Here is a 25,852-nt window from a genome sequence, read left to right on the forward strand (position 1 = left end):
CCCCCCGCGGCGGCCGTTCTCGCTGGTGATCGATCCGTCCCCCGCCCAGCCGCCGGCGCCGGGGGCCGTTCTCCTCGGGCCGCCGCACCGTTCTGACACCCCGGGACGGCGCCCGGGCCGGCTGATGAGCCGGCCCGGGCATCACGGTCAGCGCAGGTCGAACCGGTCGAGGTTCATGACCTTGTCCCACGCGGCCACGAAGTCCTTCACGAACTTCTCCTGGGCGTCATCGCTCGCGTAGACCTCGGCGACCGCGCGCAGCTCGGAGTTCGAGCCGAACACGAGGTCGGCGCGGCTGCCGGTCCACTTGACCTCGCCCGTGGCGGAGTCGCGGGCCTCGAAGGTGTGCGCGTCCTGCGACGTCGCCTTCCACTGAGTGCCCAGGTCGAGCAGGTTGACGAAGAAGTCGTTGGTCAGCCGCCCGGGGGTCGCGGTGAGGACACCGAGCGGCGAGTCCGCGTAGTTCGCACCCAGGACCCGCAGGCCACCGACGAGGACCGTCAGCTCGGGAGCGCTCAGGTCGAGCAGATTCGCCTTGTCGATCAGCAGGTACTCGGCAGGCAGACGGTTGCCCTTGCCGAGGTAGTTGCGGAACCCGTCGGCGGCCGGCTCGAGCGCGGCGAACGACTCGACGTCGGTCTGCTCCTGGGACGCGTCCACACGGCCCGGCGTGAAGGGGACCTCGATGTCGAAGCCGGCTTCCTTCGCGGCCCGCTCGACGCCGACGGCGCCGGCGAGCACGATCAGGTCGGCGAGCGAGATCTGCCTGCCGTCGGTCCGGGCACTGTTGAACGCCCCCCGGACCGCCTCCAGTGTGCGCAGAACCGTCGCCAGCTCGTCGGGGTTGTTGGCCTCCCACCCGATCTGCGGCTGGAGGCGGATGCGGGCACCGTTGGCTCCACCGCGCTTGTCGCTGCCGCGGAAGGACGAGGCCGACGCCCACGCGGTCGACACCAGCTGGGAGACGGACAGGCCCGAGGCGAGGATCTCGCCCTTGAGGGAGGCGATGTCCTGCGCGCCGACGAGCTCGTGCGTCACGGCCGGCAGGGGGTCCTGCCACACCAGGGTCTCGCTGGGTACCTCGGGGCCGAGGTAGCGCACGACCGGGCCCATGTCGCGGTGGGTCAGCTTGAACCACGCCCGTGCGAACGCGTCCGCGAACACGTCCGGGTTCTCCAGGAAGCGGCGCGAGATCTGCTCGTACGCCGGGTCGACCCGGAGCGAGAGGTCCGTCGTCAGCATCGTCGGGACGTGGCTCTTCGAGGCGTCGTGCGCGTCGGGCACGGTACCCGCGCCGCCGCCGTTCTTCGGCCGCCACTGGTGCGCACCGGCAGGGCTCTTGCAGAGCTCCCACTCGTAGCCGAACAGGATCTTGAAGAAGCTGTTGTCCCAGGTGGTGGGGGTGTTCGTCCAGATGCCTTCGAGGCCGCTGGTGATCGTGTCACCGCCCTTGCCGGTTCCGTGGGAGTTCCGCCAACCGAGGCCCTGGTCCTCGATCGGGGCGGCCTCGGGGTCGTCGCCGACGCTCTCCGCGGGCCCGGCGCCGTGCGTCTTGCCGAAGGTGTGACCGCCTGCGATGAGGGCGACGGTCTCCTCGTCGTTCATCGCCATCCGGCGGAACGTCTCACGGATGTCGCGGGCCGCGGCCAGCGGGTCCGGGTTGCCGTTGGGGCCTTCGGGGTTCACGTAGATGAGGCCCATCTGGACCGCGCCGAGAGGGCTCTCCAGCTCACGGTCGCCGCTGTAGCGCTCATCGCCGAGCCAGGTGGTCTCGGGACCCCAGTACACGTCCTCGTCGGGCTCCCACACATCGGCGCGACCACCAGCGAAGCCGAACGTCTCGAAGCCCATCGACTCCAGGGCGACGTTACCGGTGAGGATCATGAGGTCGGCCCAGGAGATGTTCTTGCCGTACTTCTTCTTGACCGGCCACAGGAGACGGCGGGCCTTGTCGAGGTTCCCGTTGTCCGGCCAGCTGTTGAGGGGCGCGAAGCGCTGCTGCCCGGCCCCGGCACCACCGCGGCCGTCACTGATGCGGTACGTACCCGCGCTGTGCCACGCCATCCGGACCATGAGCGGGCCGTAGTGGCCGAAGTCGGCGGGCCACCAGTCCTGAGAAGTGGTCAGCACCTCCGCGATGTCCCGCTTCACGGCCGGGAGGTCGAGCGACGTGAACGCCTCGGCGTAGTCGAAGTCCTCACCGAGAGGGTTGGCCACGGCGGGGTTCTTGGCCAGGATCTTCAGGTTGAGGCGCTCCGGCCACCACTGGCGGTTTCCACCACCCTGGGTCGGGTGCGGGGCACGCCCGTGTGCGACCGGGCAGCCGCCGCCCTCACCCTCGGTTTTCGGGTCGGTGACGATTGCGTCGTGGTTCTCAGACATGGGAATCCTTCCGGACGGGGCGGATCACATCGCTCAGGGAACAGCGGACGGTGCAGCAGCCGGGGGACAGACCACCGTGGGGAAGTGACCCACGCGATCACGCGCCCCGGAAGCGATCGCCCCGACGTCGTGGTGGCCACTGCCCTCTTCCTGTCCCTTGGCTATTGCCGTAACCGATCCTACGATGGACAGAATCCAAGTCAAGAAGTGAACCAAGTCTATCCCTCTCGGACGCTGGATGCACGGATGTACGCCTGCTGAATCGGGCGCACCCCACCGAACCGGATTGGTGAACCGATATGAGCGGTCTGCTGGAGCGACTGCGGGGGCGTGGCTGGCGGATGACCTCCCAGCGACGTGTCGTCGCGGAGGTGCTCGACGGCGATCACGTGCACCTCACAGCCGACGAGGTGCACGCCCGGGCGGTGGGGCGACTCCCGGAGATCTCCCGGGCGACCGTCTACAACGCCCTGGGGGAACTCGTCGCACTCGGCGAGGTCGTGGAGGTCTCCACCGACGGCCGCGCGAGGCGTTACGACCCCAACGCGCACCGGCCGCACCAGCACCTGGTGTGTTCCGGCTGCGGCATCATCCGCGATGTCCACCCGACGGGCGACCCGCTGGCAGGTCTTCCTGCGGAGGAGCGGTTCGGCTTCACGGTCGCCACGGCCGAGGTCACCTATCGCGGGCTGTGCCCGTCGTGCGCACAGCGATGACCGGGCCCCGCTGAGTCCTGGGTTCCCCGCCGGCGGGACGTGGTCCTTTCCATCGCGGACGTCGACCTCGTCCACATCAATCTGCGTGCGGTCATCCGGTCGGTCACCGGCGACGAACCCGCCCCCTGGGGCGCCGGACCGGCCGCACCGCACACCGCAGGGAGGTTCCCACAATGAACGAGCCGGCCCCCGGCACGGCGAGCGGCACCCTGGCCCGAAGGCTGGCCACGGACCCGGACACGGTGGAACGCGACCTCATGAAACTCGTGCTGACGATCGTCGAGCTGCTGCGTCAGCTGATGGAACGCACCGCCGTCCACCGGGTCGACCAAGGAGACCTGGGCGAGGACGAGGAGGAACGCATCGGCATGACGCTGATGATCCTCCACGAACGCATGGAAGAGCTGTGCCGGACCTACGGCCTTTCGATGGACGACCTGAATCTCGATCTGGGCCCGTTGGGGTCGCTGCTTCCACGTGACTGAAGCGGCACCCGACAGGACCCGGCCAACTATCGCTGTTTCACCCGAGAGGGAGAGGCAAGGAGGAATGTCATGACTACTGAAAGCGGAAACGCCAGGAATTCCAGCGCCACGAACGCCAAGAAGACGACGGCCAAGTCGGCGTCGCAGGGAGTACGGTCCGCGGGCGACGCCACCAAGCAGGTCGGCCGCGCGGCGGCGAACGGCCTGCAGAGCGGGCAGCAGGCCGTGACGGCGAACGCCGCGAAGGCGGTCTCCGTGGCCACCACCGCCTGGACGGTCGTCAAGCACAGGAAGGCGGTCGTTACAGGAGCGGCCGCGGGTGTCGCCGGCGTGGCCGGTGCCGCCTTCGCCCTGGGCCGCTCGACGGCGAAGCCGCCGGTCGGACCGCTGACCCGGCTCGCGCGCGGACGGATCTGAGCCCGAAGAGGGGTCCGTCCCGCCGCATCCGACCACGCGTACCGCCCCCGCCCCGTCCCGACGGGGCGGGGGCGGTACGCGTGGTCGAACGCCGAGCCCGCGCGTGCGGCCTCCGTCCCTTGACCGCTTCAGCCGGTGACGTCCGGATGAGCCCCTGCCGCTGTACCTCAGAGTGCGGACCGAGCTCGGACAAGCAGTCGGCGGCGCCGCGCTGGAGCCTGTCTGCGCCTTCGCTCAGGTCCCGTCCGCCTTTCCGCGGGCGAACCGTTCACTGAAGTTCCGCGACGCTCGGGCAGCTCACGTCCCGAGCCCCGGACCGCACAACCGCCGCGGACCACCGTGGGCCACCTGACGGTGACCGGGCCAGGACGGCCGGCTTCGTGTGCCTGCGGCCGCCGCGATCCGAAACGCGAAATGGCCGCCGCGCGGGTGTCCGTGGACACCCGCGCGGCGGCCAACCGCCCACCTCACCGCGCCGAACGAACCGGTAGCCCTCCCGTTCGTCCCGTGCGCGCGGCACTCACAGCAGGTCCCGTGGCACGGTCTCGTTCCAGGTGCGGGAGAAGACGCGCCGCTCGCCCTCGTAGCCGTCGAGGGTGGCGTCGATGAGGAACTCCGCCTCGTTGCAGCGGAGTTCGGTCCGCGTCTCCACCCGTACATCCCAGTCGTCCCGCTGGAAGCGCATGGTCCAGGCCGATTCACCACCGACGGACGTGAAGTCGTCGGCGGTCGCGGTGTAGCGCTCGTACGCACGGCAGCCCACGTCCATCCCGATGTCGTCGATGCGCACCGTGCCCCGGTCCTTCACGATCTCCAGTGCCGACTCGTAACCGATCAGGTCCCGCTTGACCTCCCAGCGCTGCTCGGGAGGGCCCAGCCGGGTGGTGGAGACGGGCGGGGCGCCCTCGGGCTCGCCGAAGGGGCGTTGCGGCATGCCGTCCGGCTCCTCCACCGGGCGTACCGGGAGCGTCAGGGTGCTGGATCCTTCGTACACACTCAGCAGGACGGGCCGGGGCGGGGGCCAGGCCAGGGGCCAGTACGAGGTCGAGAGGGAGAGCCGGATCCGGTGGCCGGCCGGAAACACCTGTGCCACACCGTTCAGCTGCACGGTGGCCCGGTACCGGCGGCCCGGCTCCAGTGGCCCGGGTTCGTCCGTCGTGTCGTGGCGCGTCAGGTTGAGAAGGCCGTACGTCACCCGGGTGGCCCGTCCGTCGGGCGCGACGTCGGAGAGGCGAGCGGCGACCGTGGCCACCGGTTCACTGGCGGACAGGTCGAGTTCGACCGTCGGTGAACCCAGGATCTCCACCGGTTCCTCCAGCGGTCCGGTGTCGAAGACGAGTGAGCCGCCGTCCTCCTCGCGCTGGTCGTAGGGCAGGTCGGGCGGGGCGTTGTACGACGCCCACTTGCCCGCGAACTGGCCCACGGACAGGGGTGACTGCACCGTCATCGGGGCCCCCGGCCGGCCGCCGCCGTCTTCTCCGGGCCCCAGGTCGTCCAGCCTGACGATGCGGTGCCGCAGGAGGGGATGCATGACTGGCTGGACGCGCGGTGACGGCCAGCCTGGCTCGCCCACCCAGCGGCCGGGGCGCTCCTCGTACGACGTCGAGGGAGGCACGCTCTCCTGCATCCACGTCTGCAGCATGGGGCCGTCCATCACCCCGTTGTCCACTCCCTTGAGCCAGTGGTCCCACCACCGCACGACCTCCTGCAGATAGCCGATCGCGGGGCCGGGCTCACCGAGATGCGGGTACTTGTGGGACCACGGCCCCACCAGGCCCTTGCGCGGCACGTTCAGATGCTCCAGGAGACGCATCACGGCGTTGGAGTAACCGTCGGCCCAGCCGCTGGACGCGAGCACCGGGCAGCGTACGGACGTGTAGTCCTCGCACACCGACGCGTGCCGCCAGTAGTCGTCACGGCGCTGATGGCGCAGCCACTCCAGAACCCAGGGCCGGGTGTGCTTCATCCGTTCGTGCCACATGTCCCGCCACCGGTCCCCGACGACGGCGGGGTCCGGGGGGCACGTCGCGTACGCGAACATCGTCCCCGCCTCCGCGAGGTTGTCCGACAGCATCACGCCGCCCATGTAGTGCATGTCGTCGGCGTACCGGTCGTCGGTGAACGAGGCGATCACCACGGCCCCCAGGCTCGGCGGCTGCCGTGCCGCCGTCTGGAGCGCGGCGAAGGCGCCCCAGGAGATGCCCATCATTCCCGTCGAGCCGTCGCACCAGGGCTGGTCGGCCAGCCAGGCCAGCACCTCCTCGGCATCCGCCTGCTCCTGCTCCAGGTACTCGTCGGCCAGGACCCCCTCGGAGTCACCGGTGCCCCGCAGATCGACGCGCACGCACGCGTAGCCGTGCCCCGCGATGTACGGTTGATGGATCGAGTCGCGTACGGCGGTGAGGTCCCGCTTGCGGTACGGGATGTATTCCAGCACCGCGGGCACCGGCTGGTCGTCCGAGGACACCGGACGCCAGATCCGCGCGGACAGGCGCGTACCGTCTGACATGGGCACGACGACGTGCTCGTCTTCCTTCGTCGCGTGCGGCAGATTGCTCACGAATCGCATAGGGCGCAACCGCTCCTCTCCGGTGTGCTCAGCTGTTCTTCCGGTCGCGTCCGCCCGGTGTGGTCTCGTCGAACACCAGCCCCAAAGCCGCGACACAGCGGTCGTACTTGGACCGCATGTCCTCCTCGCTGTCACCGCCGGTGAAGATGTGCGCGATCTCGTAGCTGTAGCTGTCCTGTTGCGGCGTGTCCGAGAGGCGCTGCCCCTCCTCGGGCACCACGTCGACACGCACGCCCGGTATCTCGCGCTCGATCCGCTCGATGTCCTCGCGTGAGGGGACGCGGTGCGCCGCCCCGTCCGCGAACCACCGGTGGTACCACTTGGCGGCCATGGCGTACGGCCCGGCCCGGTGCGGCAGCGAGGGGTCCTTGTCGAGGGCGAGGCTGATCATGCAGTGGTGGTTCGGGACACCGTCGACGTACTCGAAGAGCTCCGCGTGCGACTGCGAGTGGCGGGGGTTGATCTCCAGCAGGTTGATCGCGTCCTTCTGCGGATCGTAGAAGTACTCGATGCTGAAGGTCGCGCTGTCCATCCCGATCTGCCGCATCACCCGGGCGGAGACGTCGTGCAGCCTGCGCACCACCGGTTCGGGCAGGGCCGAGGGGTACTGGTGGCGCAGAAAGCTGGAGGAATCCGGGTAGTTGATGGAGTCCAGGATGCCGTAGACGGTGACCTCGCCGTTGTGGACGTAGCCCTCCACCGCTACCTGGACGCCCGACAGGGCCTCCTCGGCGAGGCAGACCTGGCCCCCGACACCGGCCATCTCCTCGGGCAGATCCAGGCGTTCCAGGATGTACTCGAAGGGCCGGCCCACCCGGGCCACACCCTTACGGATCTCCTCGACCGCTTCCCGGAACTCCTGCTGGTTCCCGACACCGAAGGCGAGCTCCGACGAGTACGACAGGGCGGGCTTCAGCCACATGGGGAAACGCACGCCCTCGGGCGGCCGGGGTTCGTCCGCCTCCATGTCGACCCGTCCGAAGCGCGGGTGCTCCTCGATGACCTTCTGCTGTTCCAGCCGGCTCCAGTACTTGTGCTCGCACGTGACGACGGACTTGAGACCGGTACTGCGTGTGCCGTAGTGCTCACTCAGCATCGGCACCAGTGTGCTCACCGGGAAGTCCCAGTAGCCGACGATCGCGTCGATGCTGCCGTCGAAGGCATCGAGTATGTCCTTCGCCTTCTCGAGCAGGTCGGCCACCGATACCTCACCGACCTGGAGCTCCTCGATGGTGAGCAGCGGGTGGAACACGTACGTGTCAGCGTCGGGCACGGTATGCAGGGTCCGTAGATTCCCCTCGTCCATACCGAGAACGAATATGTTCTTACGTTGCATGGTCATGCGGTTCACGCGTCTCCTTTGCGGGGTTCGTGACGCGGTGCTTTGTCACCGGCCCCGTTCTGGGCGCTTTCCTCGTCCAGCGCGTTTCACACCTCATGCCCGGAAAGGATCAGGGGATGTCGCTGCGCAGCATGGGGCCCCACGGGCCCGGCTGGTGAGTGATCACCTCAGTGGCCTCGGCGATGGCACAGGCACCGATCCAGCCCAGCGCCTCGACCTCGTGCACGAGAGGCTCGTTGTCGGGGCCGCGTCCGGTCTCGGTGCCGTGCAATACCCACGGCCGGGTCCCGGGGTTCCTGACCCGGGGGAGATGTGAGTAGTCGTACAGCCGCCGTGCCACCCATGTCCGTACGGAACGGTCGCCCCACCAGTCCTCGACGTCGAGGGGGTTCGCGGACAGGCCCGGCAGGGAGAGACCGGTGAGACCGTCCCTGCTGGAGACGGTCTCAAGATCCCGCTCCGGACCCCGTGACCAGCGCACATAGAGACCCCGGCGGCTCCGCACCAGCTCGGCCAGAGCATCCAGGGTGTCATATACGGGCATCGATTCCGTGTTGCTCATAACCCCTCGTCCGCAGCCCGGGATGACGCTGCAAGGATTCCCACAATCCGTTCCGGGTAACGGCCGACGGCGGCGGGCACCCGAACAGGCGTACCCTCCGCCGCGACGGAGCATCAGGGGCGGTCCCCCGCCCGCAGCAGCTCCGTAGCCTCAGTCGCCCGCGGGCAGAGCGCCGGAACGGGCGACCTCGGCGTACCAGCGGGCGCTGGACTTGGGCGTACGGCGGCCCGTCGGGTAGTCCACGTACACCGCGCCGAAGCGCTTGCTGTAGCCGTAGCCCCACTCGAAATTGTCGAGCAGCGACCACAGGAAGTAGCCACGGACATCCACACCGTCGGCGATCGCCCGGTGGACCGCCGAGAGGTGACTCCGCAGATACGCGATGCGGTCCGGGTCGTGGACGGTGCCCGCCGGGTCGACGTAGTCGTCGAACGCGGCGCCGTTCTCGGTGATGATCAGCGGAAGGGCGGGGAACTCGCGCTTCAGGTCGCGCAGCAGGTCGTACAGACCGCTCGGGTCGACCGCCCAGCCCATCGCCGTGGTGCTCCCCGGCGGACGGTGGAAGGCGACCTGGTCAGCCCCTGGCCACGGGCTGTGCTCGCTGATGCCGTGACCGTCGGAGGTGTGCGCGCCGTCGACCGTCGCCGCGGAGACCAGGGTCGGCGTGTAGTAGTTGACGCCCAGGAAGTCCAGCGGCTGGTGGATGGTCTCCGTGTCGCCGTCCCTGACGAACGACCAGTCCGTCAGGTGCGCGGTGTCCGCCAGCACGTCGGCCGGATAGGCGCCGTGGAGCATCGGCCCGGTGAAGACCCGGTTGGCCACCCCGTCGATCCGCCGGGCCGCGTCGACGTCCTCGGCGCTGTCGGTGAGCGACCGCATCTGATGGATGTTGAGGGTGACGGACATCTGGGCGTCGGAAGACAGCACGGCGCGCATGGCCCGCGCGGCGAGGCCGTGGCCGAGATTCAGATGGTGGGCCGCACGCAGCGCGTCGACGGGGTCGGTGCGCCCGGGGGCGTGCACCCCGGATCCGTATCCGAGGAAGGCGCTGCACCACGGCTCGTTGAGCGTCGTCCAGGTCTTCACCCGGTCGCCGAGCGCCTCGGCGACGATGCCGGCGTACTCCGCGAAGCGCTCCGCCGTGGCCCGCTCGGGCCAGCCACCGGCGTCCTCCAGCTCCTGCGGAAGGTCCCAGTGGTAGAGGGTCGCGACCGGCTGGATGTTCTTCTCCAGCAGACCGTCGGTCAGTCGGCGGTAGAAGTCGAGCCCCTTCTGGACCGCGGGTCCACGCCCCGTGGGCTGGACCCGGGACCACGAGACGGAGAACCTGTACGCGCCCACGCCGATGTCGGACATGATCTGCACGTCCTCAGGCCAGCGGTGGTAGTGGTCCGTCGCGATGTCCCCGGTGTCGCCGTTGTGGACCTTGCCCGGTGTGCGGGAGTAGGTGTCCCAGATGGAGGGCGTCCGGCCGTCGGTGTCCGCGGCCCCCTCGATCTGGTAGGCGGCGGTGGCCGTACCCCACAGGAAGTCCGGCGGGAAGACGAGGGACGGCGGGACGGGACGGGTGGAGGTGTGGGTGCCGTGCGAGGTTGCGGTGACCATGTGAATCCTTACGGTGCGGACGGGAGAGCGGGAGCGGTGCGAAACGGGAGAGCGGGACGAGGTGGCCGGCTCACCCCTTGACGGCGCCCTGCATGATGCCGCCGACGATCTGGCGGCCGAGAACGACGAACATGACGAGCAGCGGGAGTGTGCCGAGCAGGGCGCCCGCCATGACCAGCGACTGGTCGCGCACATAACCGGCGCTGAGCTGGGTGAGAGCGACCGGCACGGTCGGGTTGTCCATGTTCAGCGCGATGAAGGGCCAGAAGAAGTCGTTCCACGCGTGAACGAAAGTGATCATGAAGAGGACGGCCATCGCGGGCCTGGCCACCGGAAGCACGATGCTCCAGAAGATCCGCAGGGAGTGTGCGCCGTCCACGCGTGCGGCCTCGATGAGCTCGTCGGGCATCGCCTCCATGAGGTACTGCCGCATGAAGAACACACCGACCGCGCTGACCAGGGTGGGGAAGATGACCGCCGGCAGCCGCTGTCCCCAGCCCAGGTCGCTCATCATCATGAAGAGCGGGACCACACCGAGCTGCGGCGGGATCATCATCGTGCCGATGACCAGGGTCAGCAGCCCGTTGCGGCCCGTGAACCGCAGCTTGGCGAAGGCGAAACCGGCCAGGGTCGCGAACAGCACGGTGGCCACGGCGATGCTTCCCGCCACGATCAGGCTGTTGAGCATCGCCTTGCCGAGTGCCGCTTCCGTCCAGGCGCGGCTCAGGTTGGTGAACAGATTCGGGCCCGGCAGGAACGGCGGCGGCGTCTGCGTCACCCGGGTGTTGTCGGTCGAGGCGGCGACCATCGTCCAGTACAGCGGGAACAGGGACATCAGCGCGACGAGGCCGAGCAGGAGGTACGCCACCGGTCCCGCGTGGTGCTGCCGTCCGGCCTTCATCCTCAGGGAGGGGAGCCGGGAGCCGCCGCGGAACGGGGCGACGGACGGCTTGCTCTTCGAGGTGTGCGGCGGGGCGCCCCGCAGGCTGTCGGTGGTCATCGCTTTCCGCTCCTGATTCCCTGCGAGGTACGGGACCGGGTGGTCGCGCTCTTGATGAGTCGCTGGAGGACGAAGGCCAGAACGAGAAGCATGAACATGGCCCAGGCGATGGTCGACGCCCGTCCCATCTGGTAGTTCTTCCAGCCCTCCTCGTACATCAGCAGCCCGAGCGTCTGGTACTGGTTGTCGGCGCCGCCGGAGATTCCGTTCGGCCCCTGTCCGAAGATCAGCGGCTCACCGAAGAGCTGGGTCGCGCCGATCGTCGAGAGCACGATGGTGAACACGATCGTGGCCCGAATCCCGGGCACGGTCACCGACAGGAACTGCTGCCAGCGAGAGGCCCCGTCGATCGCGGCCGCCTCGTACCGGTCACGGGGGATGGCCTGCATCGCGGCCAGGTAGAGCAGGGCGTTGTAGCCGGTCCAGCGCCAGATGACGATGGTGGAGATCGCGATCTGAGCAGGCCACTTGTCGCCCTCCCAGTCGATGCTCTCCACTCCGAACGTCCCGAGGAACCAGTTGATCATCCCGAAATCGCGCTCGAACAGCATCGTGAACACCAGCGCGGCCGCACCGACGGATGTGGCGTACGGCGTCAGCGCCGCGACGCGGAAGAACGTCGAGCCACGCAGCGAGTAGTTGAGCAGATGGGCGATGCCGAGGGCCATCAGCAACTGGGGCACCGTGGAGATCACACCGATGGTGATGGTGTTGGCGAGCGCGTTCCAGAAGCGGTCATCGGCCCACAGGGCGGTGTAGTTGCCGAAACCGCGCCACTCCATGAGGTCCATGGTGGCCAGCTCGACCTTGTGCAGCGAGATCCACGAGGTGTAGATCAACGGGTAGAAACTGAACGCGCCGAAGACGATGAAGAACGGGGCGACGAAACCGTACGGTGCGCCTCGGAGATCGAGCCGGTGGAGCAGGTTACGTCGGCGCTGCCGGGGCCGGTCCTTGCCGCCGGGCGCGGCGCCCGGGCCGGGCGGGGCACCGATGTCCGGCCCGCCGGGGCCGGTGGCCGGTGTGTGGGCGGAGGTGGAGGTGACCACGGTGGCCTCCTTCCTGGGGGAGAGCTGCGAGGGGATGGGGCACGGCCGGAGATGCCGCCGGCCCTGGGTCCGACCGCCGACGGGCGGCGATCAGGAGGTGAGGACGAGCCGCGTTCCGGAGGGAGACGCCGCTCCTGCGGCCGGGCCCGGAAGCTCCTGCGCTCCGGGCCCGGCGGAGGCGACCGTCAGCCGACGGCCTTGCGAATGCGCTCGTCCGTCGTGTCCCACGCCTCGGACGGCTTCCTGCCCTTGGACTCGATCAGGTGCAGACCCTGCGAGAAGATGTCCTTGATCGTGCCGTCCTTGCGGCCGAGGACCTGCTCCGCCGGGATCTCGTTGGCGGCTGCGCCGAAGATCTCACCGATCGGCGCCTCGCTGAAGTAGGGCGACTTCGCTCCGGAGACCTCCGGCTGCGCCAGCGCTTCCTTCGAGGAGGGGAAGTTGCCGATCTCCTTGAAGATGGTGGCCTGCCGGGCGGGCGCCGTCAGCCACGCCACAAGCTTCTGCGCCTCGGCCTTGACCGGGCTCTTGTCCAGGACTCCGAGGAAGGCGCCGCCCCAGTTGGCGCCCTTCGGCGCCTTCGCGACGTCCCACTTGCCCTTGTTGGCAGGTCCTGCCTTCTCGCTGATGTGGGCGAGCATCCATGCCGGACACACCGTGGTGGCGAAGGTGGAGTTGGCCAGGCCGGGGTCCCAGCCGGGCTGGAACTGGCGCAGCTTGGCCGTCAGGCCGGAACTGCCGGCCTCGGCCGCGAGGTCCCACGCCTCCTTCACCACGGGGTTCTTGTCGTAGATGAGCTCCCCGTCCTTGTCGTAGAACTGCTCGGAGGAGCCGTAGATCATGGAGTTGAACAGACCGGTGGAACTGTCCATGAATGCGAGCTTGCTGTCCTTCGAGCCCGCCTTGAACTTCTGCCCCGTCTCGACGTACTTGTTCCAGTCGCCCGCCCACAGTGCGGCGACCTTCTCCCGGTCGGTGGGGAGTCCTGCCTGTTGGAACATGTCCTTGCGGTAGCAGATGGCCATCGGGCCGATGTCCGTGCCGAGCCCGAGAACCCTGCCTTGCGGGGTGGTGAGCTGGTTGAGCTTCCACGGCTGGAAGTGACCGGTGCCTTCGGTCTTGGCGAAGTCGGCGAACTTGTCGGCCTGGGTGTCCACGATCTCCTTGGCCCGGCCCACCTCGATGCCCTGGATGTCCTTGAGGCCGCTGCCGCCCGCGAGGTGCGTCTGGAGCGCGGTGTAGTACGTCTGCTCGTCCCCGGCGATCTCCGCCTTGATGGTCACCCCCGGGTTCTCGCGCTCGTACTGCTCAAGGAGCCCGGTCTCCTTGAGCCCCATGACGCCGAACAGGCCCATCGTGATGGTGACCTTGCCGTCCTTCTTTCCGCCTCCGGTGGAGGACGTACCGCCTTCCGAGCAGCCCGCGAGCAGGCCGAGGGTGGCGAGGGTCGAGACCGCGACGGTCACTCTCGACCGTGACAGCGTTCGGGATATACGCATGAGAGTCCTCCCAGCGGCGGCTCCGGCGCACGGCGATACCCGTTCGTCCGGTCCACGCTGCGGCTCGAAACGTGCAGTGGGAACGATTCCAATCATGGTGGGATCGATCCCACCGATGTGCCGTGAACACTGGCCAACTCCTTGCTCGGTGTCAAGAAGTTGAATCGAATATGTTTCGGAAGGAGTCGTTGTGTTCAACTGATGTGACGATGAGATGTCGAACGAGGTCTGGCACAATGCGCTGGCGAGCGCCGTTTCCGGGCGCCCGGTGCCTGCCGCAGGGCACGGAGCGAGTGCGCCGGTGGCGCGGGACAACGGGGGAGCGCGCATGAGCACCGGTCGGCCGCCGACCATCAAGACCGTCGCCGCACGGGCAGGGGTGGGGCGTACGACGGTGTCCCGGGTCCTCAACGGCTCGCCCCTGGTGAGCGACAAGGCGAAAGCCGCCGTCGAAGCGGCCATCGCCGAGCTCAACTTCGTGCCCAGTTCGGTGGCGCGCGGGCTCGTCACCCGCCGGACGAACTCGATCGCCCTGGTGATCCCCGAGTCGGAGAGCCGGCTGGGTGCGGAGCCGTACTTCTCGGCCGTGATCCGGGGGGTGAGCACCGGACTCGCCGCGACGCAGACGCAGTTGCAGCTCGTGCTGGTCAGGGACAAGAGCGAGCTCGACCTCCTGACCGAGACCGTCACCGCCCGCCGGGTGGACGGAGTGCTCCTCGTCTCGGTCCACCGGGACGATCCGCTTCCTGACCTGCTGGAGGCGCTCGGCCTGCCCACCGTTCTGGCGGGGCGGCGCTCGGACACCGAACCGCTCAGCCACGCGCACTCCGACAACCTCGGCGGGGCCGTGGCCGCGGTACGGCACTTGCTCGAACGCGGCCGGGAACGCATCGCGACGATCACCGGGCCGCTCGACATGGAGGTCGGCCGAGTCCGCCTCCAGGGATGGCGTGAGGCCCTCACCGAGGCCGGCCGCCCGCCGGGGGAAGAACTCGTGGCCGTGGCCGACTTCACGGAAGAGGGCGGTCGCCGTGCCCTGGTCGAACTGCTCAACCAAGTCCCCGACCTCGACGCGGTGTTCGTGGCCTCGGACGTGATGGCGGCGGGTGTGCTGCTGGAACTCAGGGCACGGGGGAAGCGGGTGCCGGAGGACATCGCGGTGGTCGGATTCGACGATTCACTGATCGCCCGTCACACCAACCCGCCTCTCACCAGTGTCCGCCAGCCGGTCGAACAGATCGGCAGCACGATCGCCGAGATGCTCCTGGAGGAGATCGCGGCTCCGGGGACGCCCCGGCGATGTGTGCTGCTGCCCACCGAGTTGGTGGTCCGCGAGTCGTCCTGAGGCGGTCTTGTGGGTGCGTTCACCCGTCCGGGCGAGCGGAGGCGGACGGCGTCACGCCGACACCCGCGGCCTCCACCGGTCCGGGCGCGGATATTGCGAGGATGCGGGCACTCCAGCCGCACGTCTCCTCACAGGCGCGCTTCTTCAGGAAGGACCGACAAGGTGCTGATCGACCTCACCGCGAGACGGCTCTGGTCACGGGATCGACCCAGGGCATCGGAGCGGCCATCGCGACGGGACTGGCCCGGGCGGGGGCGCGGGTAGCCGGCAAAGGCTGTACGGAGGGCTTGCCACCACCGGGGGCGCGGTCAGGGTGGACGGCGGATACGTGGACTCGGTCCTCCCGTGACCCCGGGCGGCCATGTGGAAATCCCAGAAGCCCCGGGTGGACATGAGCCCCGGGTGGACATGTCGATCCGTCCGGCCCTCGTTCGACGTACTGACGAGAGCGAGAAGCGGCCCCGGCCCCACCGGCCGGACGTCGAGCCAACGGTACGAAGGAGAAAGCCATGCCCAAGCTGCGCGTCCACAACGTCACCATCTCGCTGGACGGCTTCGCCGCGGGTCCCCGTCAGCGCCTGGAGGAACCGCTCGGTGAGGGCTTTGAGACCGCGCACGCGTGGTTGGTCGCCGCGATGCGGGACCGTGCCGAGGGCAGGCCGGGGATCGATGTCGATTACGTCGATCTTGGTGAGGAGAACATCGGCGCCACCATCATGGGCCGTAACATGTTCGGGCCCGTGCGAGGGGCGTGGCCGGACGAGTCCTGGACGGGCTGGTGGGGCGACAACCCGCCCTACCACCATGACGTGTTCGTCCACACCCACCATCTGCGGCCGTCGCTGCCGATGGAGGGTGGGACCACGTTCCACTTCACCGACGAGCCCCTGGAGACCGTGCTGCAGCGCGCCTACGAGGCCGCTGAGGGCAAGGATGTGCGCCTCGGCGGTGGCGCGGCCACGATCCAGCAGTACCTGCGTGCGGGGCTGGTCGACGAGATGCATCTGGCCATCGCCCCGATTCTCATCGGCAGCGGGGAACGCCTGCTCGACAACCTCGGCGACGCGATCGACGGATACCGGGTCGCGGACATGGTCAGCTCACAGGCCGCCTCACATGCCCGGCTCGTCCGCCGCTGATCCTCGGTGGCCGCCAGCCGGCCCGCACGCCCACGGGCCGGCTCCGTCCTCGGCTACGGTCAGCGCGTCCTGATCAAGTGCCAGTCGGCGGCCGGGGACATCGCGGAATGCGAAGCGAATCCGGTCGCTGGTCCGGCGATCCGCTCGATCCGTCCGGCCAGGCAGCGAGGATCGTTCATGCGGGCCGGCGCGCACACGGCTCCCTCCGCGACGGTCTGCCGGTGTCGTGTGCTCCGTGCGGCGTGGTCGTCGAACAGCGCGGCGGCTTCGTCGGCGTGAGCCGCGGTCGCGGGTCCGAGACAGGCCGGCAACTCGACAGCCCGGAAGCGGACCTCGGTGGCAGAGTCGTCCAGCCGCGCCGCGACGGCCGGCAGAAGGCGTTCCATGGGCCCATTTTTGCCCTGCCTCTGCCTCTGCCCCTGCCTCTGCCTCTGCCTGTGTGCCCATGCCCATGCCCATGCCCATGCCCATGCGCTGAACCGGCCGCTGCGGCCGATCTGCCCGGGAATCCGGGAGTGCCGGGCTCTTGCCGTTCACTCGGGTGCTGTTCCGACCGTGGTACGGGCCGACGGCAGCCCGAGCGGGGTGTACGAGAGCTCCCACGGCGTGCTCTGGATGTGCTCGCGCCACAGCAGTGCGGCGTGCTTCCTCTCCCAGCGTGCCGCTATTGCGGCCCGCATCAGCCAGTCCAGGGCCATCGTCAGGGGGGCAAGGGCCAGCCAGGGGTTCACCGTCAGTCCTACGACGAGCGCGGGCACCACCATCACGGGGACGAAGCGCCAGTTGAAGAGCAGGGGGCCCAGGGAGTAGTCGGCGGGCAGGACCCCTTCGGGGTCCTTGAGCGGCACCGCCGCGTCGAAGTCACGCACCAGGCCGACCCGCCTGAGCGGGGACGCCTCCAGCAGCCCACAGAGCAGGCCGCACCCCACCACGAGGAGGATGACCGTCCGGACCGTGTCGTCGGCGACGGGCAGTACGCCACGCACGCCGAAGGCCGCCGGAGCACTCACGGCCACGGCGCACACCGCCGATGTCACACCCATCAGCTGATGGTGGACGTATCTGATCATCTGACTCCCCCGAAATGCCCAGCGTGCAGGGGTCCGCTGTGGGCCGGACGGCGTCAACGATAGTTTTGGCTCGCCGGCCGAACCCTCCTGGCAGCTTGAACGGTCAGTGAACATCGGGCCCGTGGCCCGTGGCACGTCTCGTACGAGAGCGCGGACGCGAGGCGCGTGAGAGAGGAGACCTGGCCGCGGCACTCCACATCGGCTACTGGCTCGGTCCGGAGCCGACAGAGCCGGAGGACGCATGAAGCGCAGCACAGGGCGTACGGGGGTGGGGGCTGCGCCGATGTGCGGCGCGTTGCTGCTGACAGGGTGCGGCGGGGGCGCCGGCACCGAAACGTCCACGGGCGTGCCGAGCGCGTCCCCCAGCGGCGCCGTGCCGCCGAATCGGCCGCCCTCAGCGCCTGCCATCCCGCCGGTCGCCTCCGCGCCCACCACCTCCGCTGTCCCCGTACGCGCGGAGGACCTGCTTGTTGCCCTCACGGTCAGCGGAGGGATCGACGGACGGCACCGGAGCATGCTCGTCAGCGGTGACGGGTCGTACAGGACACTCTCACGCGGCGGACTCGAGGGGACGGGACAGATGGAACCAGCGGAAATGACCTCGCTGCGCGCGGCCCTCGCCGAGTCGGACTTCGCGAAACCGCCCCGGATCAACCTCCGTGGTGAGCCCATCCCCGACGGGCTCACCACCGCCGTCGTGTATCAGGGCCATGAGGTGGTGACGGACGGCTCGAAGCCGCTTCGCGGGCTTGACCGTGTCATCGGCGGATCTTGAGGCCGCCGCCACCTGTATTGCTGATCTGGTTGTGGTGGATGTGGAGGTCGTTGAGCGTCGAGTTCGTGCCGCTCGCGCCTGTGACGATGCCCGCTGACCGCACGAAGTCCTCGGTGGTCGGACTGTTCTCGTCCGTCTGACCGGCGACGCGGTCGACGACGAGGTCGCCGATGCCGAAACCGCGGTGCGCCGTTCCGCCGGTGGCGGAGATCCGCAGGCCGGTACGACGGCCGAGGGCATGAACGGAGTCGCACCTCGACGTGGTCGGCGACGACGAAGCGGGGGACCTGGTCCGCGCACTGCACCAGGACCGGGGCATTGCCCTGACCGAGGTCCCCCTGCCCGGCGGTACCAAGCGGGCGGTCAACCTCGTCGGCCCCGAGGACGGCGGCTGTCCTTGTACGACGACACCCGCTCCCGGGAGAACGATCGCCTGCCCCCTGCGACGGTCCGGGCCCTTGCGGTGGCGAGCCGTCACGCCCATGTCTCGATCACCTACCCCTGCGCATTCGCCCTTCCCCGAGTGCGGGAGGCCGGCTTGACCATCTCGACCGACCTGCACAACTGGGGCGGCGTCAACGCCTACCACGAGCCCTTCGCCTACGAAGCGGACATCGTCTTCGTGTCCACCACCACCCTGACGGACACGGAACGGACCATGCGTCAGGTCGTCGCGCGCGGCGGGGCCGACGCGGTCGTCGCGACGGCAGGGCCGAAGGGGCCTATCTGCTGGTCGGCGGGGAACTGAGCCACATTCCCGCCGTCACGCCTCCCGGGCCGGTGGTGGATTCCAACGGTGCCGGAGACGCCTTCGCGGCCGGATTCCGCCACCCGTGCACGCGTAGGCGACAGCCGCGTGCCATTCGCACCCACCTGCGTCTCGTCACCCGAGTCCGCACCGGCCGGCCGGGGGAGTTACCCGAGGACATGCGGGAGGCGGCAACACGCCGCAACATCCCGACCGTGCCCGCATGTCCCCACGATCCCCTCGCCCCGTCTTCCGGGGCGACCGATGAGTTTCCTCGGGACTGGCAGTCATAGATCATGATTGGTGTGCGCGGCGGCGGCAGTTGAGGCTGATGTGCACATCGACCGAGTGTGCCGGAAGTCAGTTTCGAGATACCGAGGATCCTGAGATGCGTACGTTGATCAGCACGGCCTTCATTTCGCTCGACGGCGTGGTTGAGGCTCCGGGCGGTGAGCCCGGTTACCGTAACTCCGGCTGGACCTTCAAGGACATCGAGTTCCTTCCCGCGGCATTCGACCTCAAGGGCCGGGAGCAGAAGGAAGCCACCGCCATGCTGATGGGCCGGGCCAGCTACGAGGTGTTCAGTCCGGTGTGGCCGGACATGGAGGACTTCGCCGACTACAGGACGATGCCGAAGTACGTCCTGTCCACCAGCCTTACGCAGGATGACCTGGTCACGAACTGGGGCGATACCACGATCCTGCGTTCGCTCGACGACATCGCCGCGCTGAAGGAGACCGAGGGCGGACCGATCATCGTCCACGGCAGCGCCGCTCTGAACCGGAGCCTGTCGGACGCCGGTCTCATCGACCGGTACCACCTTCTCGTCTTCCCGCTGCTGCTCGGCGCGGGCAAGCGGCTGTTCAGCGAGACCGACAAGGACACCCAGAGGCTGAAGCTCGTTGAGCACGAGGCCTACGCCAACGGCATTCAGAAGAACGTCTTCGACGTCATCCGCTGACTCAGCCGCCCGGCACGATGGCCCCGAACCGCATACGCGAACTGGTCGGACTGGCTCCCGTCCCTGCCGGGCCGTACCCGCTGGACGCCGATGGCGAAGCCCTCTTATCGGGAGCCGCGCAGGACCGCGGCGGGCGGCCGGCCTTCGTGGACCTGGTCACCGGGCAGCGCGCGTCCCGGGCATGGGTGGACCTGATGGTCGACCGCTCTCTGGAACACTCGACCCGCGAGGCATTCGGGGTTACGTCCAGGACTGGGTCACCGCCGGCCTGGCGCACCTGGGGGTGGCCGTCGTGGGGGTAGGCGTAGTCGACGCGGGGGTCGTCGGGCATCTTGCGCAGGAGGGCGCCGGCACCTCCAGCGCCCGCGTCCACGGGACTCACCGGCTGCCGGAGGACTGAGTGTCCGGCGGCTTCCCGTTGCCGAGGGCCCACGCATCGATGTCGCGGTAGTGGATCGGCCCACGGCTGCGGCCTTCGTTGCTGCCGACCAGGTGCAGCCGTTCGGCCCGCCACGGGCGACCGGTGAACCCGGCGAGGCCCTTGGCGATCTCTCCCGCCGAGGACCCGTCACCCCGGCGGGCACGGGCCAGTGTCAGATGCGGGCGCAGGGGCCGCTCCTCGAAAGCGATTCCACAGCTCCTGACCGCACGCCGCACATCCGCGGCGAGTCTGTGCAGCTCATCGAGGTCCCCCTCGACTCCGCTCCACAGCACGCGGTCATCGAAGCTCCCGCCGCCGCGCAGCGACAGACACGGTGACGGGCGGCTCGCTGCGAGGCCGGCGAGAGGCGGACGCAGGAGGGGAGCGGTCTCGGCCGGCAGTTCGCCGAGGAACGCCAGGGTGATGTGCCAGTCCTCGATACGGTTCCACCGCATGTGCGGGTGCGTGTCATAGGCGGGACGCAGCTCCCGGGCCAGTTCCTCTTTCGCGTCGTCGGGCGGGGCCAGAGCGATGAACACGCGGATGGTCGGGGGCTTGATCGGTTCGTTCACACCGCCTTCGTACCGCATCAGGGTGGCTCGAGATGACGGCCGGGGGTATGCGGCGGGCGCCCGCGTACGCCAGTGCCCGCCCGTGGCAGCTCTGCTCAGGAGCGGACGTCACGTAGGAAGTCCCGCAGGCGAAAGAGGCCGCCCGTCCACCAACCAGGCCCTCATGCAAGGGGGTTGGATGCATCATGGATTCGGTGGACCGGCGTACTGATCCGGCGCGGCGGCGACGCGTACCGCCGGTGTCGCAGAACTGACCACGGGCCGTCCGATGGCCGGCGCCGAGGGCCGGTTCCGCCGTGCCGGCAACACCAAGGCCTTCACCGCGGCGGCCGTGATGCGTCAGGTCGCCGACGGCCGGGTCCGACACCTCCGAGGACTGTCTCCCTCGCGCTCAAGGAGAAGCCCGCTTTCGCGCCCAGCACCGACTGGGGCTACTCCAACACGAACACGCCGGGCCGAGCGCCGGGCCAAGCGCCACTGCCCGGACACCCAGGCAGCGCCTGCGGGTGTCCGGGCGAGGGAGCGGACATCCCTCTTCGGTCAGTTCGGGCCGCTGTTGAACCTGGAGGTGGACCAGAGGTAGCCGAGCACGGTGAGGCCGGTGCACCAGGCGACGGCGAGCCACCCGTTGTCGCCGATCTCGGTGCCGAGCAGGAGGCCGCGCAGGGTCTCGATGGCCGGGGTGAAGGGCTGGAACTCGGCGATCGGCTGGAACCAGCCGGGCATGGAACCGATGGGGGTGAAGGCGCTGGAGAGGAGCGGGAGGAGGATCAGGGGCAGCGCGTTGTTGCTGGCGGCCTCGGCGTTGGGGCTGACCAGCCCCATCCCGACCGCGATCCAGGTCAGCGCGGTGGCGAAGAGCACGAGCAGCCCGAACGCGGCGAACCATTCCAGGACGGTGGCATCGGTGGAACGGAAGCCGATGGCCAGGCCGACGGCGCCGACGAGGATCACGCTCAGCACTGACTGCAGGACGCTGCCGATGACGTGTCCGATGAGTACGGAAGGACGGTGGATCGCCATCGTGCGGAAGCGGGCGATGATGCCTTCGGTCATGTCGTTGGACACGGACACCGCGGTGCCTACCACGGTGGAGCCGATGGTCATGAGCAACAAGCCCGGGACGACGTAGGCGATGTACGCGGAGCGGTCCGGGCCGCCGTCGCCGACGACGGAACTCATCGCGTCGCCGAAGATGTAGACGAACAGCAGGAGCAGCATGACCGGGGTGAGAAGCAGGTTCAGGGTGAGGGAGGGGTAGCGGCGGGCGTGCAGGAGATTGCGGCGCAGCATGGTGTTGGAGTCGCGGACGGCGAGGGAGAGAGAGCTCATCGGACGTTCTCCTTGGTCTGGCTGGTCTGGCCACGCCGGTCGGTCCGGCTCGGTACGGTGCTGCTGGTGAGGGCGAAGAACACGTCGTCGAGGTCGGGGGTGTGGATCGTGAGTTCGTCCGCCTCGATGCCGGCGGAGTCCAGCCAGTCGAGGAGGGCGCGCAGTTCGCGTTGGGTGCCGTCGCTGGGAATCTGCAGGGACAGTGCCTCGTCGTTCCGGGTCGTCTCGCGCAGAGTGACTGCGGCGGTTCGGTAGGCGGTCGGGTCGGTGAACCGGAGGCGTACGTGCCCGCCGGGGATGAGGCGTTTCAGTTCCTCGGCGGTGCCGTGGGCGGCGATCCTGCCGTCGCTCAGGACCGCGATGCGGTCGGCGAGTTCGTCGGCCTCCTCCAGGTGCTGGGTGGTGAGCAAGACGGTGACTCCGCCGGAGACGAGCTCGCGGATGATCTGCCACATGTTGTGGCGGCTGCGGGGGTCGAGGCCGGTGGTCGGCTCGTCGAGGAAGATGATCCGTGGGTCGCCGACCAGCGTCATGGCGAGGTCGAGGCGGCGCTTCATGCCGCCGGAGTAGCTGGAGACGGGCTTCGTCGCGGCGTCCACCAGGTCGAAGCGTGCCAGGAGTTCGGCGGCGACCCGCCGCCCCTCCTGCCTGGACAGGTGGTACAGGTCCGCCATGAGGAGCATGTTCTCCTCCCCGGTGATCAGGCCGTCGACGGCGGAGAACTGGCCGGTGACACCGATGGCGGCCCGTACAGCCTGCGGGTCGGTGGCCATCGTTTTGGGTGACCGTGGCGGCCGTGGCGCCATGCGCCCTTGAGGCGTGCTTTGGGTCCTGGGATGGCGCCGAATGGCGTCGAGTGGCACCGTATGGCGTCACGTGGCGTCATGCGGTGCCCCCTGCCGGACTCGTGCACCCGCGAGAGGGTGCTGAGAGCGGGCAGAGGCAGTCCTGCCCGGAGCCTGGCCGGGCCGGGTCCGATCGGTTCGCCCGTGGATTTGCCCGGCAGCAGGTGTCGGTACAACCATCGTTGCCCCTCGGATGTCACATCAAGTGGGAGCAAACCGCTCTCGAGGACGCAAGGGGGAAGTATGGGAAGCATGCGTACTATCGCGACTGTGGGGGCGTTGGCGACCATGGTGGTGGGTGCTACTGCTGTGTTCGGGGGGACGGCGTCCGCGGCGCCCAACATCACACCGCAGGGTGTCTGCGGCAGTTCCTACAAGACGGTGAACTCGGTGCCGGTCGGCTCCCTTGGCACTGTCTACCTGACGTACAACTCCTCGAACGGCAAGAACTGCGTGGCGACGATCCGTGCCAACCCGGGTACGGCCAAGGACATGTCCACGTACATCTACGTGCCCGACACCGACCAGTGGGCCGGGGACTCCGGGTACTTCACCTCGTACGCGGGGCCGGGCTACGTCTACGGCAAGGGTCACTGCGTGAGCTGGGGCGGGCACATCTCCAACGTGTACGTGTCGGTGGAGAACTCCAACTGCGCGGCGCGTAAGGAGCAGCGGGTCACCGAGATCCGCTGATCCGGCTCGTCATCCGGTCCACGGGTTCCCGCGCCGGCGCTGCTGCCCGGACTTCGCCGGCTTCGCCGCCGGCGGTTCCCGGAAAGGCGTCCGCGAGCCGCAGGCGGCGCGGGATCTCGTCGTGCGTGGGGCGGCCAGGGCAGGAGCGACCGGCCCCGGTCGCGAGGTATCCGCCCCGGCACCGCCCTTTGCCGGGGCACGGCCCCGGATGCGGCAAACGCCGCCGATCCGTGTGCGGCGAGGCGCAGGGCTCCTGCTTTCAGCTCGTCGGGACGAGGAGCCGGCGGGCGCCTGGGTGAGGGGGCGGGCAGGCAGGACGCCTCGTAGTGGACGCGCGCCGGAGAACGCGGTTTCGCCGGAAACAAGGATCAGGCGGGCGCCGACCTCGCTGCCGCCCGCGCCGGACGGACAGGGTGGAGCGCGATGTTTGCACTGACGACCGCACATGGTGTGATGGCAACCTCTTCGCTCCTGCTGGACGAGGCCGACCGGAAGGCACTTTGCATATGACTGGGCAACCCGACCGCTGGGCGGAACTGACCGGAGGGCAAGCGGGAGAGGAATACGCTCAGCGTTTCGCCCGGCTCGCCGAATCAGGCCACGACATCCACGGCGAGGCCGCCTTCTGCGACGCATTGCTGAAGCCCGCCGCCCGGGTACTCGACGCCGGGTGCGGCACCGGCCGGATCGCGATCCGACTCGCGGAGCTGGGCCACCACTGTACGGGTGTGGACGTCGACGCCTCGATGCTCGCGGTAGCCCGCCGAGACGCCCCCTCGCAGGAGTGGCTCCTCGGTGACCTGGCCCGTTTGGACACTCTCGGCCCGGAGCCGGACTTCGACCTGGCCCTCGCCGCCGGGAACGTCATTCCCCTGCTGGCTCCCGGCACGGAATCAGGTGTCGTCCGGCAGTTGGCCGCAGTGCTGCGTTCCGGCGGTCTGCTGGTCACGGGCATGGGACTGGATGCGGCGCACCTTCCGCTGTCGGAACCGCCCGTGACCCTGACGGAGTTCGACGAGTGGTGCACCGAGGCCGGCCTGACGTTGCGGCAGCGCTACGCCACCTGGAGCGGCGACCCCTATGACGCTGACGGCGGCTACGCCGTCAGCGTGCACTCCCGCACCGCCATGTGAGCCAGCGCCTTCTTGGCGAGGCCCGGCCCGTGTAGGTGCCCGAGTGCTGCCACGTTGCTCCGGCGGGCAGAACTCGGGCGGGCGCCGGAGTGAAGGCCGTGCGGTCCGGGTTCGGTCCGCGCGTGGTCGGGGAGCAGGCCACGATCCTCGCCCCCGCGGCCTCCCCATCCGACCGAGGTGATCGGACCCGGCACGTGCGGCATGCTGGACCCGGCAGGCTGTTGCGGTGGGGTGGCGTCCCTCGCTGTCCCGTGCCTCGCGGGCGTACACGCCACGAGGCTTGCCGGTGCGTTGACCTACCCCGCCCCCCCGTGCTGCCAGGTTGGCGTTCTGCGGATTCGTGCGTGAGATCCAGCAGCTCAGGCCAGGTGGGGTGCTGACGCCGTAGCCGACGCCTTCGGTCCGAGCACCATGGCCGCTGTCCGGACCTTCCTGGTCTCCGCGATTGCCGTAGCCGGTCTCACCGTCACTCCCGCCCTCGCCTTCGCGCAGCCCGGAACGGGGAGCGCCCCGACTCACAGTGCGGCCGGGGCCCCCGGCACCAACGGCGCGAACGGCGTCGGGATCCTCGGTGGCATCGGCGGCCTCGGTGGTACCGGTGGCGCAGCGGGAGCCAACGGCAACGGAGGCAACGGAGGCGCCGGTGGAGGCGCCATCGGCATCGCGAGCGCCGGTGGTGCCGGAGGTATGGGTGGTGCCGGAGGCGCCAACGGCGACGGCGGCAGGGGTGGCCTGGGAGGTGACGCCGCGTTCGGCGGCAAGGGTGGCGTGGGCGGCGCGGGCAACGCCGGTGCCGGTATCGCCGGCGGCAAGGGCGGCAACGGCGGCGCCTCCGAGGCTGGGGGCAGTCATACGGGTGGCACGGGTGGCGCCGGCGGCGCGGCCAGTCCGGTGTGCCCGGCGGCCACGGCACCGCCGCCACGAAGTTCGCGGACGGCACCACCGGTGCCACCGGCGCTGCGGGCAAGACCACTCTCCCCTGTTGACCACTTCCGGTGAGCGGGTCGCCGCCGCAGGACAGTAAGCACCATCCGCGCCATCACATCCCGTGACCACGATCCACGACGACTGAGTCTCCACGCTTTCCGCGACGGGCTGACCGTCGGTGCCGAGACCCGTGTCGTCGTGGATCGTCGTCGTGTTCGTCTTGGCGCGGTGCTGCTCTCTGTGCTGTCCCTGGCAACTTCACCGC

General features: G+C 69.2%; 24 protein-coding genes and 2 pseudogenes. 12 read left to right on the forward strand and 14 right to left on the reverse strand.

Translation table 11 applies throughout. The features are described from left to right. Positions 1-147 precede the first annotated feature (147 nt). Positions 148-2,382 carry a catalase/peroxidase HPI gene (katG, locus tag F0344_RS33845; RefSeq protein WP_185302391.1) on the reverse strand — a complete coding sequence of 745 codons (2,235 nt, stop codon included), beginning with the start codon at positions 2,380-2,382 and terminating at the stop codon, positions 148-150. A 299-nt stretch (positions 2,383-2,681) separates the two neighbouring features. On the opposite strand from katG, the gene F0344_RS33850 reads away from it, so the two are divergent. The 3 genes from F0344_RS33850 to F0344_RS33865 all read left to right on the forward strand — a co-directional run bounded on the left by F0344_RS33850 (position 2,682) and on the right by F0344_RS33865 (position 4,000). Further along, positions 2,682-3,098 carry a Fur family transcriptional regulator gene (locus F0344_RS33850; RefSeq protein WP_185302392.1) on the forward strand — a complete coding sequence of 139 codons (417 nt, stop codon included), beginning with the start codon at positions 2,682-2,684 and terminating at the stop codon, positions 3,096-3,098. A gap of 125 nt (positions 3,099-3,223) precedes the next feature. Beyond that, on the forward strand, positions 3,224-3,583 hold the full coding sequence (locus tag F0344_RS33860) for a gas vesicle protein K (RefSeq protein WP_374940176.1): 360 nt from the start codon (positions 3,224-3,226) through the stop codon (positions 3,581-3,583). 69 nt (positions 3,584-3,652) lie between these two features. Then, positions 3,653-4,000, forward strand: coding sequence for a hypothetical protein (locus F0344_RS33865; RefSeq protein ID WP_185302395.1), 348 nt, complete (start codon positions 3,653-3,655; stop codon positions 3,998-4,000). 520 nt (positions 4,001-4,520) lie between these two features. Here the strand turns inward: F0344_RS33865 and F0344_RS33870 are convergent. From F0344_RS33870 to F0344_RS33900, 7 genes are all read right to left on the reverse strand, one after another. Further along, a complete protein-coding gene (locus F0344_RS33870) occupies positions 4,521-6,569 on the reverse strand; it encodes a CocE/NonD family hydrolase (RefSeq protein WP_185302396.1) in 2,049 nt (682 codons plus the stop codon). A gap of 28 nt (positions 6,570-6,597) precedes the next feature. After that, entirely contained in the window at positions 6,598-7,905 is a 1,308-nt protein-coding gene (locus F0344_RS33875; protein WP_185303012.1) for an ATP-grasp domain-containing protein, read from the reverse strand. A gap of 115 nt (positions 7,906-8,020) precedes the next feature. Then, on the reverse strand, positions 8,021-8,473 hold the full coding sequence (locus tag F0344_RS33880; protein WP_185302397.1) for a DUF6098 family protein: 453 nt from the start codon (positions 8,471-8,473) through the stop codon (positions 8,021-8,023). A 150-nt stretch (positions 8,474-8,623) separates the two neighbouring features. Continuing rightward, positions 8,624-10,078, reverse strand: coding sequence for a GH1 family beta-glucosidase (locus F0344_RS33885; protein ID WP_185302398.1), 1,455 nt, complete (start codon positions 10,076-10,078; stop codon positions 8,624-8,626). A 70-nt stretch (positions 10,079-10,148) separates the two neighbouring features. Next, positions 10,149-11,078 (reverse strand): carbohydrate ABC transporter permease, encoded by a 930-nt coding sequence (locus F0344_RS33890; protein WP_185302399.1) that lies wholly within the window; start codon positions 11,076-11,078, stop codon positions 10,149-10,151. Beyond that, complete coding sequence (locus F0344_RS33895; RefSeq protein ID WP_185303013.1) at positions 11,075-12,073, reverse strand: carbohydrate ABC transporter permease; 999 nt, start codon at positions 12,071-12,073, stop codon at positions 11,075-11,077. The genes F0344_RS33890 and F0344_RS33895 overlap by 4 nt, the downstream gene beginning before the upstream one ends. Before the next feature lie 239 nt (positions 12,074-12,312). Beyond that, complete coding sequence (locus tag F0344_RS33900; protein ID WP_185302400.1) at positions 12,313-13,626, reverse strand: ABC transporter substrate-binding protein; 1,314 nt, start codon at positions 13,624-13,626, stop codon at positions 12,313-12,315. A 328-nt stretch (positions 13,627-13,954) separates the two neighbouring features. On the opposite strand from F0344_RS33900, the gene F0344_RS33905 reads away from it, so the two are divergent. The 3 genes and pseudogenes from F0344_RS33905 to F0344_RS33910 all read left to right on the forward strand — a co-directional run bounded on the left by F0344_RS33905 (position 13,955) and on the right by F0344_RS33910 (position 16,110). Continuing rightward, positions 13,955-14,971, forward strand: coding sequence for a LacI family DNA-binding transcriptional regulator (locus F0344_RS33905; RefSeq protein WP_185302401.1), 1,017 nt, complete (start codon positions 13,955-13,957; stop codon positions 14,969-14,971). A gap of 191 nt (positions 14,972-15,162) precedes the next feature. Next, positions 15,163-15,246: pseudogene (locus F0344_RS36965) on the forward strand (oxidoreductase); the annotation flags it as partial. A 234-nt stretch (positions 15,247-15,480) separates the two neighbouring features. Then, entirely contained in the window at positions 15,481-16,110 is a 630-nt protein-coding gene (locus tag F0344_RS33910; RefSeq protein WP_185302402.1) for a dihydrofolate reductase family protein, read from the forward strand. A 59-nt stretch (positions 16,111-16,169) separates the two neighbouring features. Here F0344_RS33910 and F0344_RS33915 read toward each other — a convergent pair whose 3' ends face one another. Both F0344_RS33915 and F0344_RS33920 read right to left on the reverse strand, forming a co-directional pair. Next, entirely contained in the window at positions 16,170-16,496 is a 327-nt protein-coding gene (locus F0344_RS33915; RefSeq protein WP_185302403.1) for a hypothetical protein, read from the reverse strand. Positions 16,497-16,643: 147 nt separating this feature from the next. Then, a complete protein-coding gene (locus F0344_RS33920; RefSeq protein WP_185302404.1) occupies positions 16,644-17,153 on the reverse strand; it encodes a hypothetical protein in 510 nt (169 codons plus the stop codon). A gap of 607 nt (positions 17,154-17,760) precedes the next feature. Here F0344_RS33920 and F0344_RS33925 point away from each other — a divergent pair. Continuing rightward, entirely contained in the window at positions 17,761-17,955 is a 195-nt protein-coding gene (locus F0344_RS33925) for a hypothetical protein (protein WP_185302405.1), read from the forward strand. Here the strand turns inward: F0344_RS33925 and F0344_RS33930 are convergent. Then, complete coding sequence (locus F0344_RS33930; RefSeq protein ID WP_185303046.1) at positions 17,939-18,274, reverse strand: hypothetical protein; 336 nt, start codon at positions 18,272-18,274, stop codon at positions 17,939-17,941. The genes F0344_RS33925 and F0344_RS33930 overlap by 17 nt on opposite strands. Here F0344_RS33930 and F0344_RS33935 point away from each other — a divergent pair. After that, positions 18,207-18,780 (forward strand): annotated as a pseudogene (locus tag F0344_RS33935) (PfkB family carbohydrate kinase); the annotation flags it as partial. The gene F0344_RS33930 and the pseudogene F0344_RS33935 sit on opposite strands and share 68 nt — an antisense overlap. Before the next feature lie 311 nt (positions 18,781-19,091). Further along, the gene (locus F0344_RS33940) at positions 19,092-19,664 is read left to right on the forward strand and encodes a dihydrofolate reductase family protein (RefSeq protein ID WP_185302406.1); all 573 of its coding nucleotides are present in this window, start codon (positions 19,092-19,094) and stop codon (positions 19,662-19,664) included. 378 nt (positions 19,665-20,042) lie between these two features. Here F0344_RS33940 and thpR read toward each other — a convergent pair whose 3' ends face one another. The 3 genes from thpR to F0344_RS33960 form a co-directional block, all read right to left on the reverse strand. Continuing rightward, positions 20,043-20,675, reverse strand: a complete 633-nt coding sequence (thpR, locus tag F0344_RS33945; RefSeq protein WP_185302407.1) for an RNA 2',3'-cyclic phosphodiesterase — start codon at positions 20,673-20,675, stop codon at positions 20,043-20,045. A 522-nt stretch (positions 20,676-21,197) separates the two neighbouring features. Beyond that, positions 21,198-21,989, reverse strand: a complete 792-nt coding sequence (locus F0344_RS33955; RefSeq protein WP_185302409.1) for an ABC transporter permease — start codon at positions 21,987-21,989, stop codon at positions 21,198-21,200. Beyond that, complete coding sequence (locus F0344_RS33960; protein ID WP_258050213.1) at positions 21,986-22,762, reverse strand: ATP-binding cassette domain-containing protein; 777 nt, start codon at positions 22,760-22,762, stop codon at positions 21,986-21,988. Before F0344_RS33960 ends, F0344_RS33955 begins: the two co-directional genes overlap by 4 nt. A 315-nt stretch (positions 22,763-23,077) precedes the next feature. On the opposite strand from F0344_RS33960, the gene F0344_RS33965 reads away from it, so the two are divergent. From F0344_RS33965 to F0344_RS33975, 3 genes are all read left to right on the forward strand, one after another. After that, positions 23,078-23,527 (forward strand): spore-associated protein, encoded by a 450-nt coding sequence (locus tag F0344_RS33965; RefSeq protein ID WP_185302410.1) that lies wholly within the window; start codon positions 23,078-23,080, stop codon positions 23,525-23,527. Positions 23,528-24,033: 506 nt separating this feature from the next. Further along, on the forward strand, positions 24,034-24,660 hold the full coding sequence (locus tag F0344_RS33970) for a class I SAM-dependent methyltransferase (RefSeq protein ID WP_185302411.1): 627 nt from the start codon (positions 24,034-24,036) through the stop codon (positions 24,658-24,660). 411 nt (positions 24,661-25,071) lie between these two features. Further along, positions 25,072-25,659 carry a hypothetical protein gene (locus tag F0344_RS33975; protein WP_185302412.1) on the forward strand — a complete coding sequence of 196 codons (588 nt, stop codon included), beginning with the start codon at positions 25,072-25,074 and terminating at the stop codon, positions 25,657-25,659. The last annotated feature ends 193 nt before the right edge of the window (positions 25,660-25,852 follow it).

It is taken from the genome of Streptomyces finlayi, from assembly GCF_014216315.1.
GTDB classification, from domain to species: Bacteria; Actinomycetota; Actinomycetes; order Streptomycetales; family Streptomycetaceae; genus Streptomyces; species Streptomyces finlayi_A.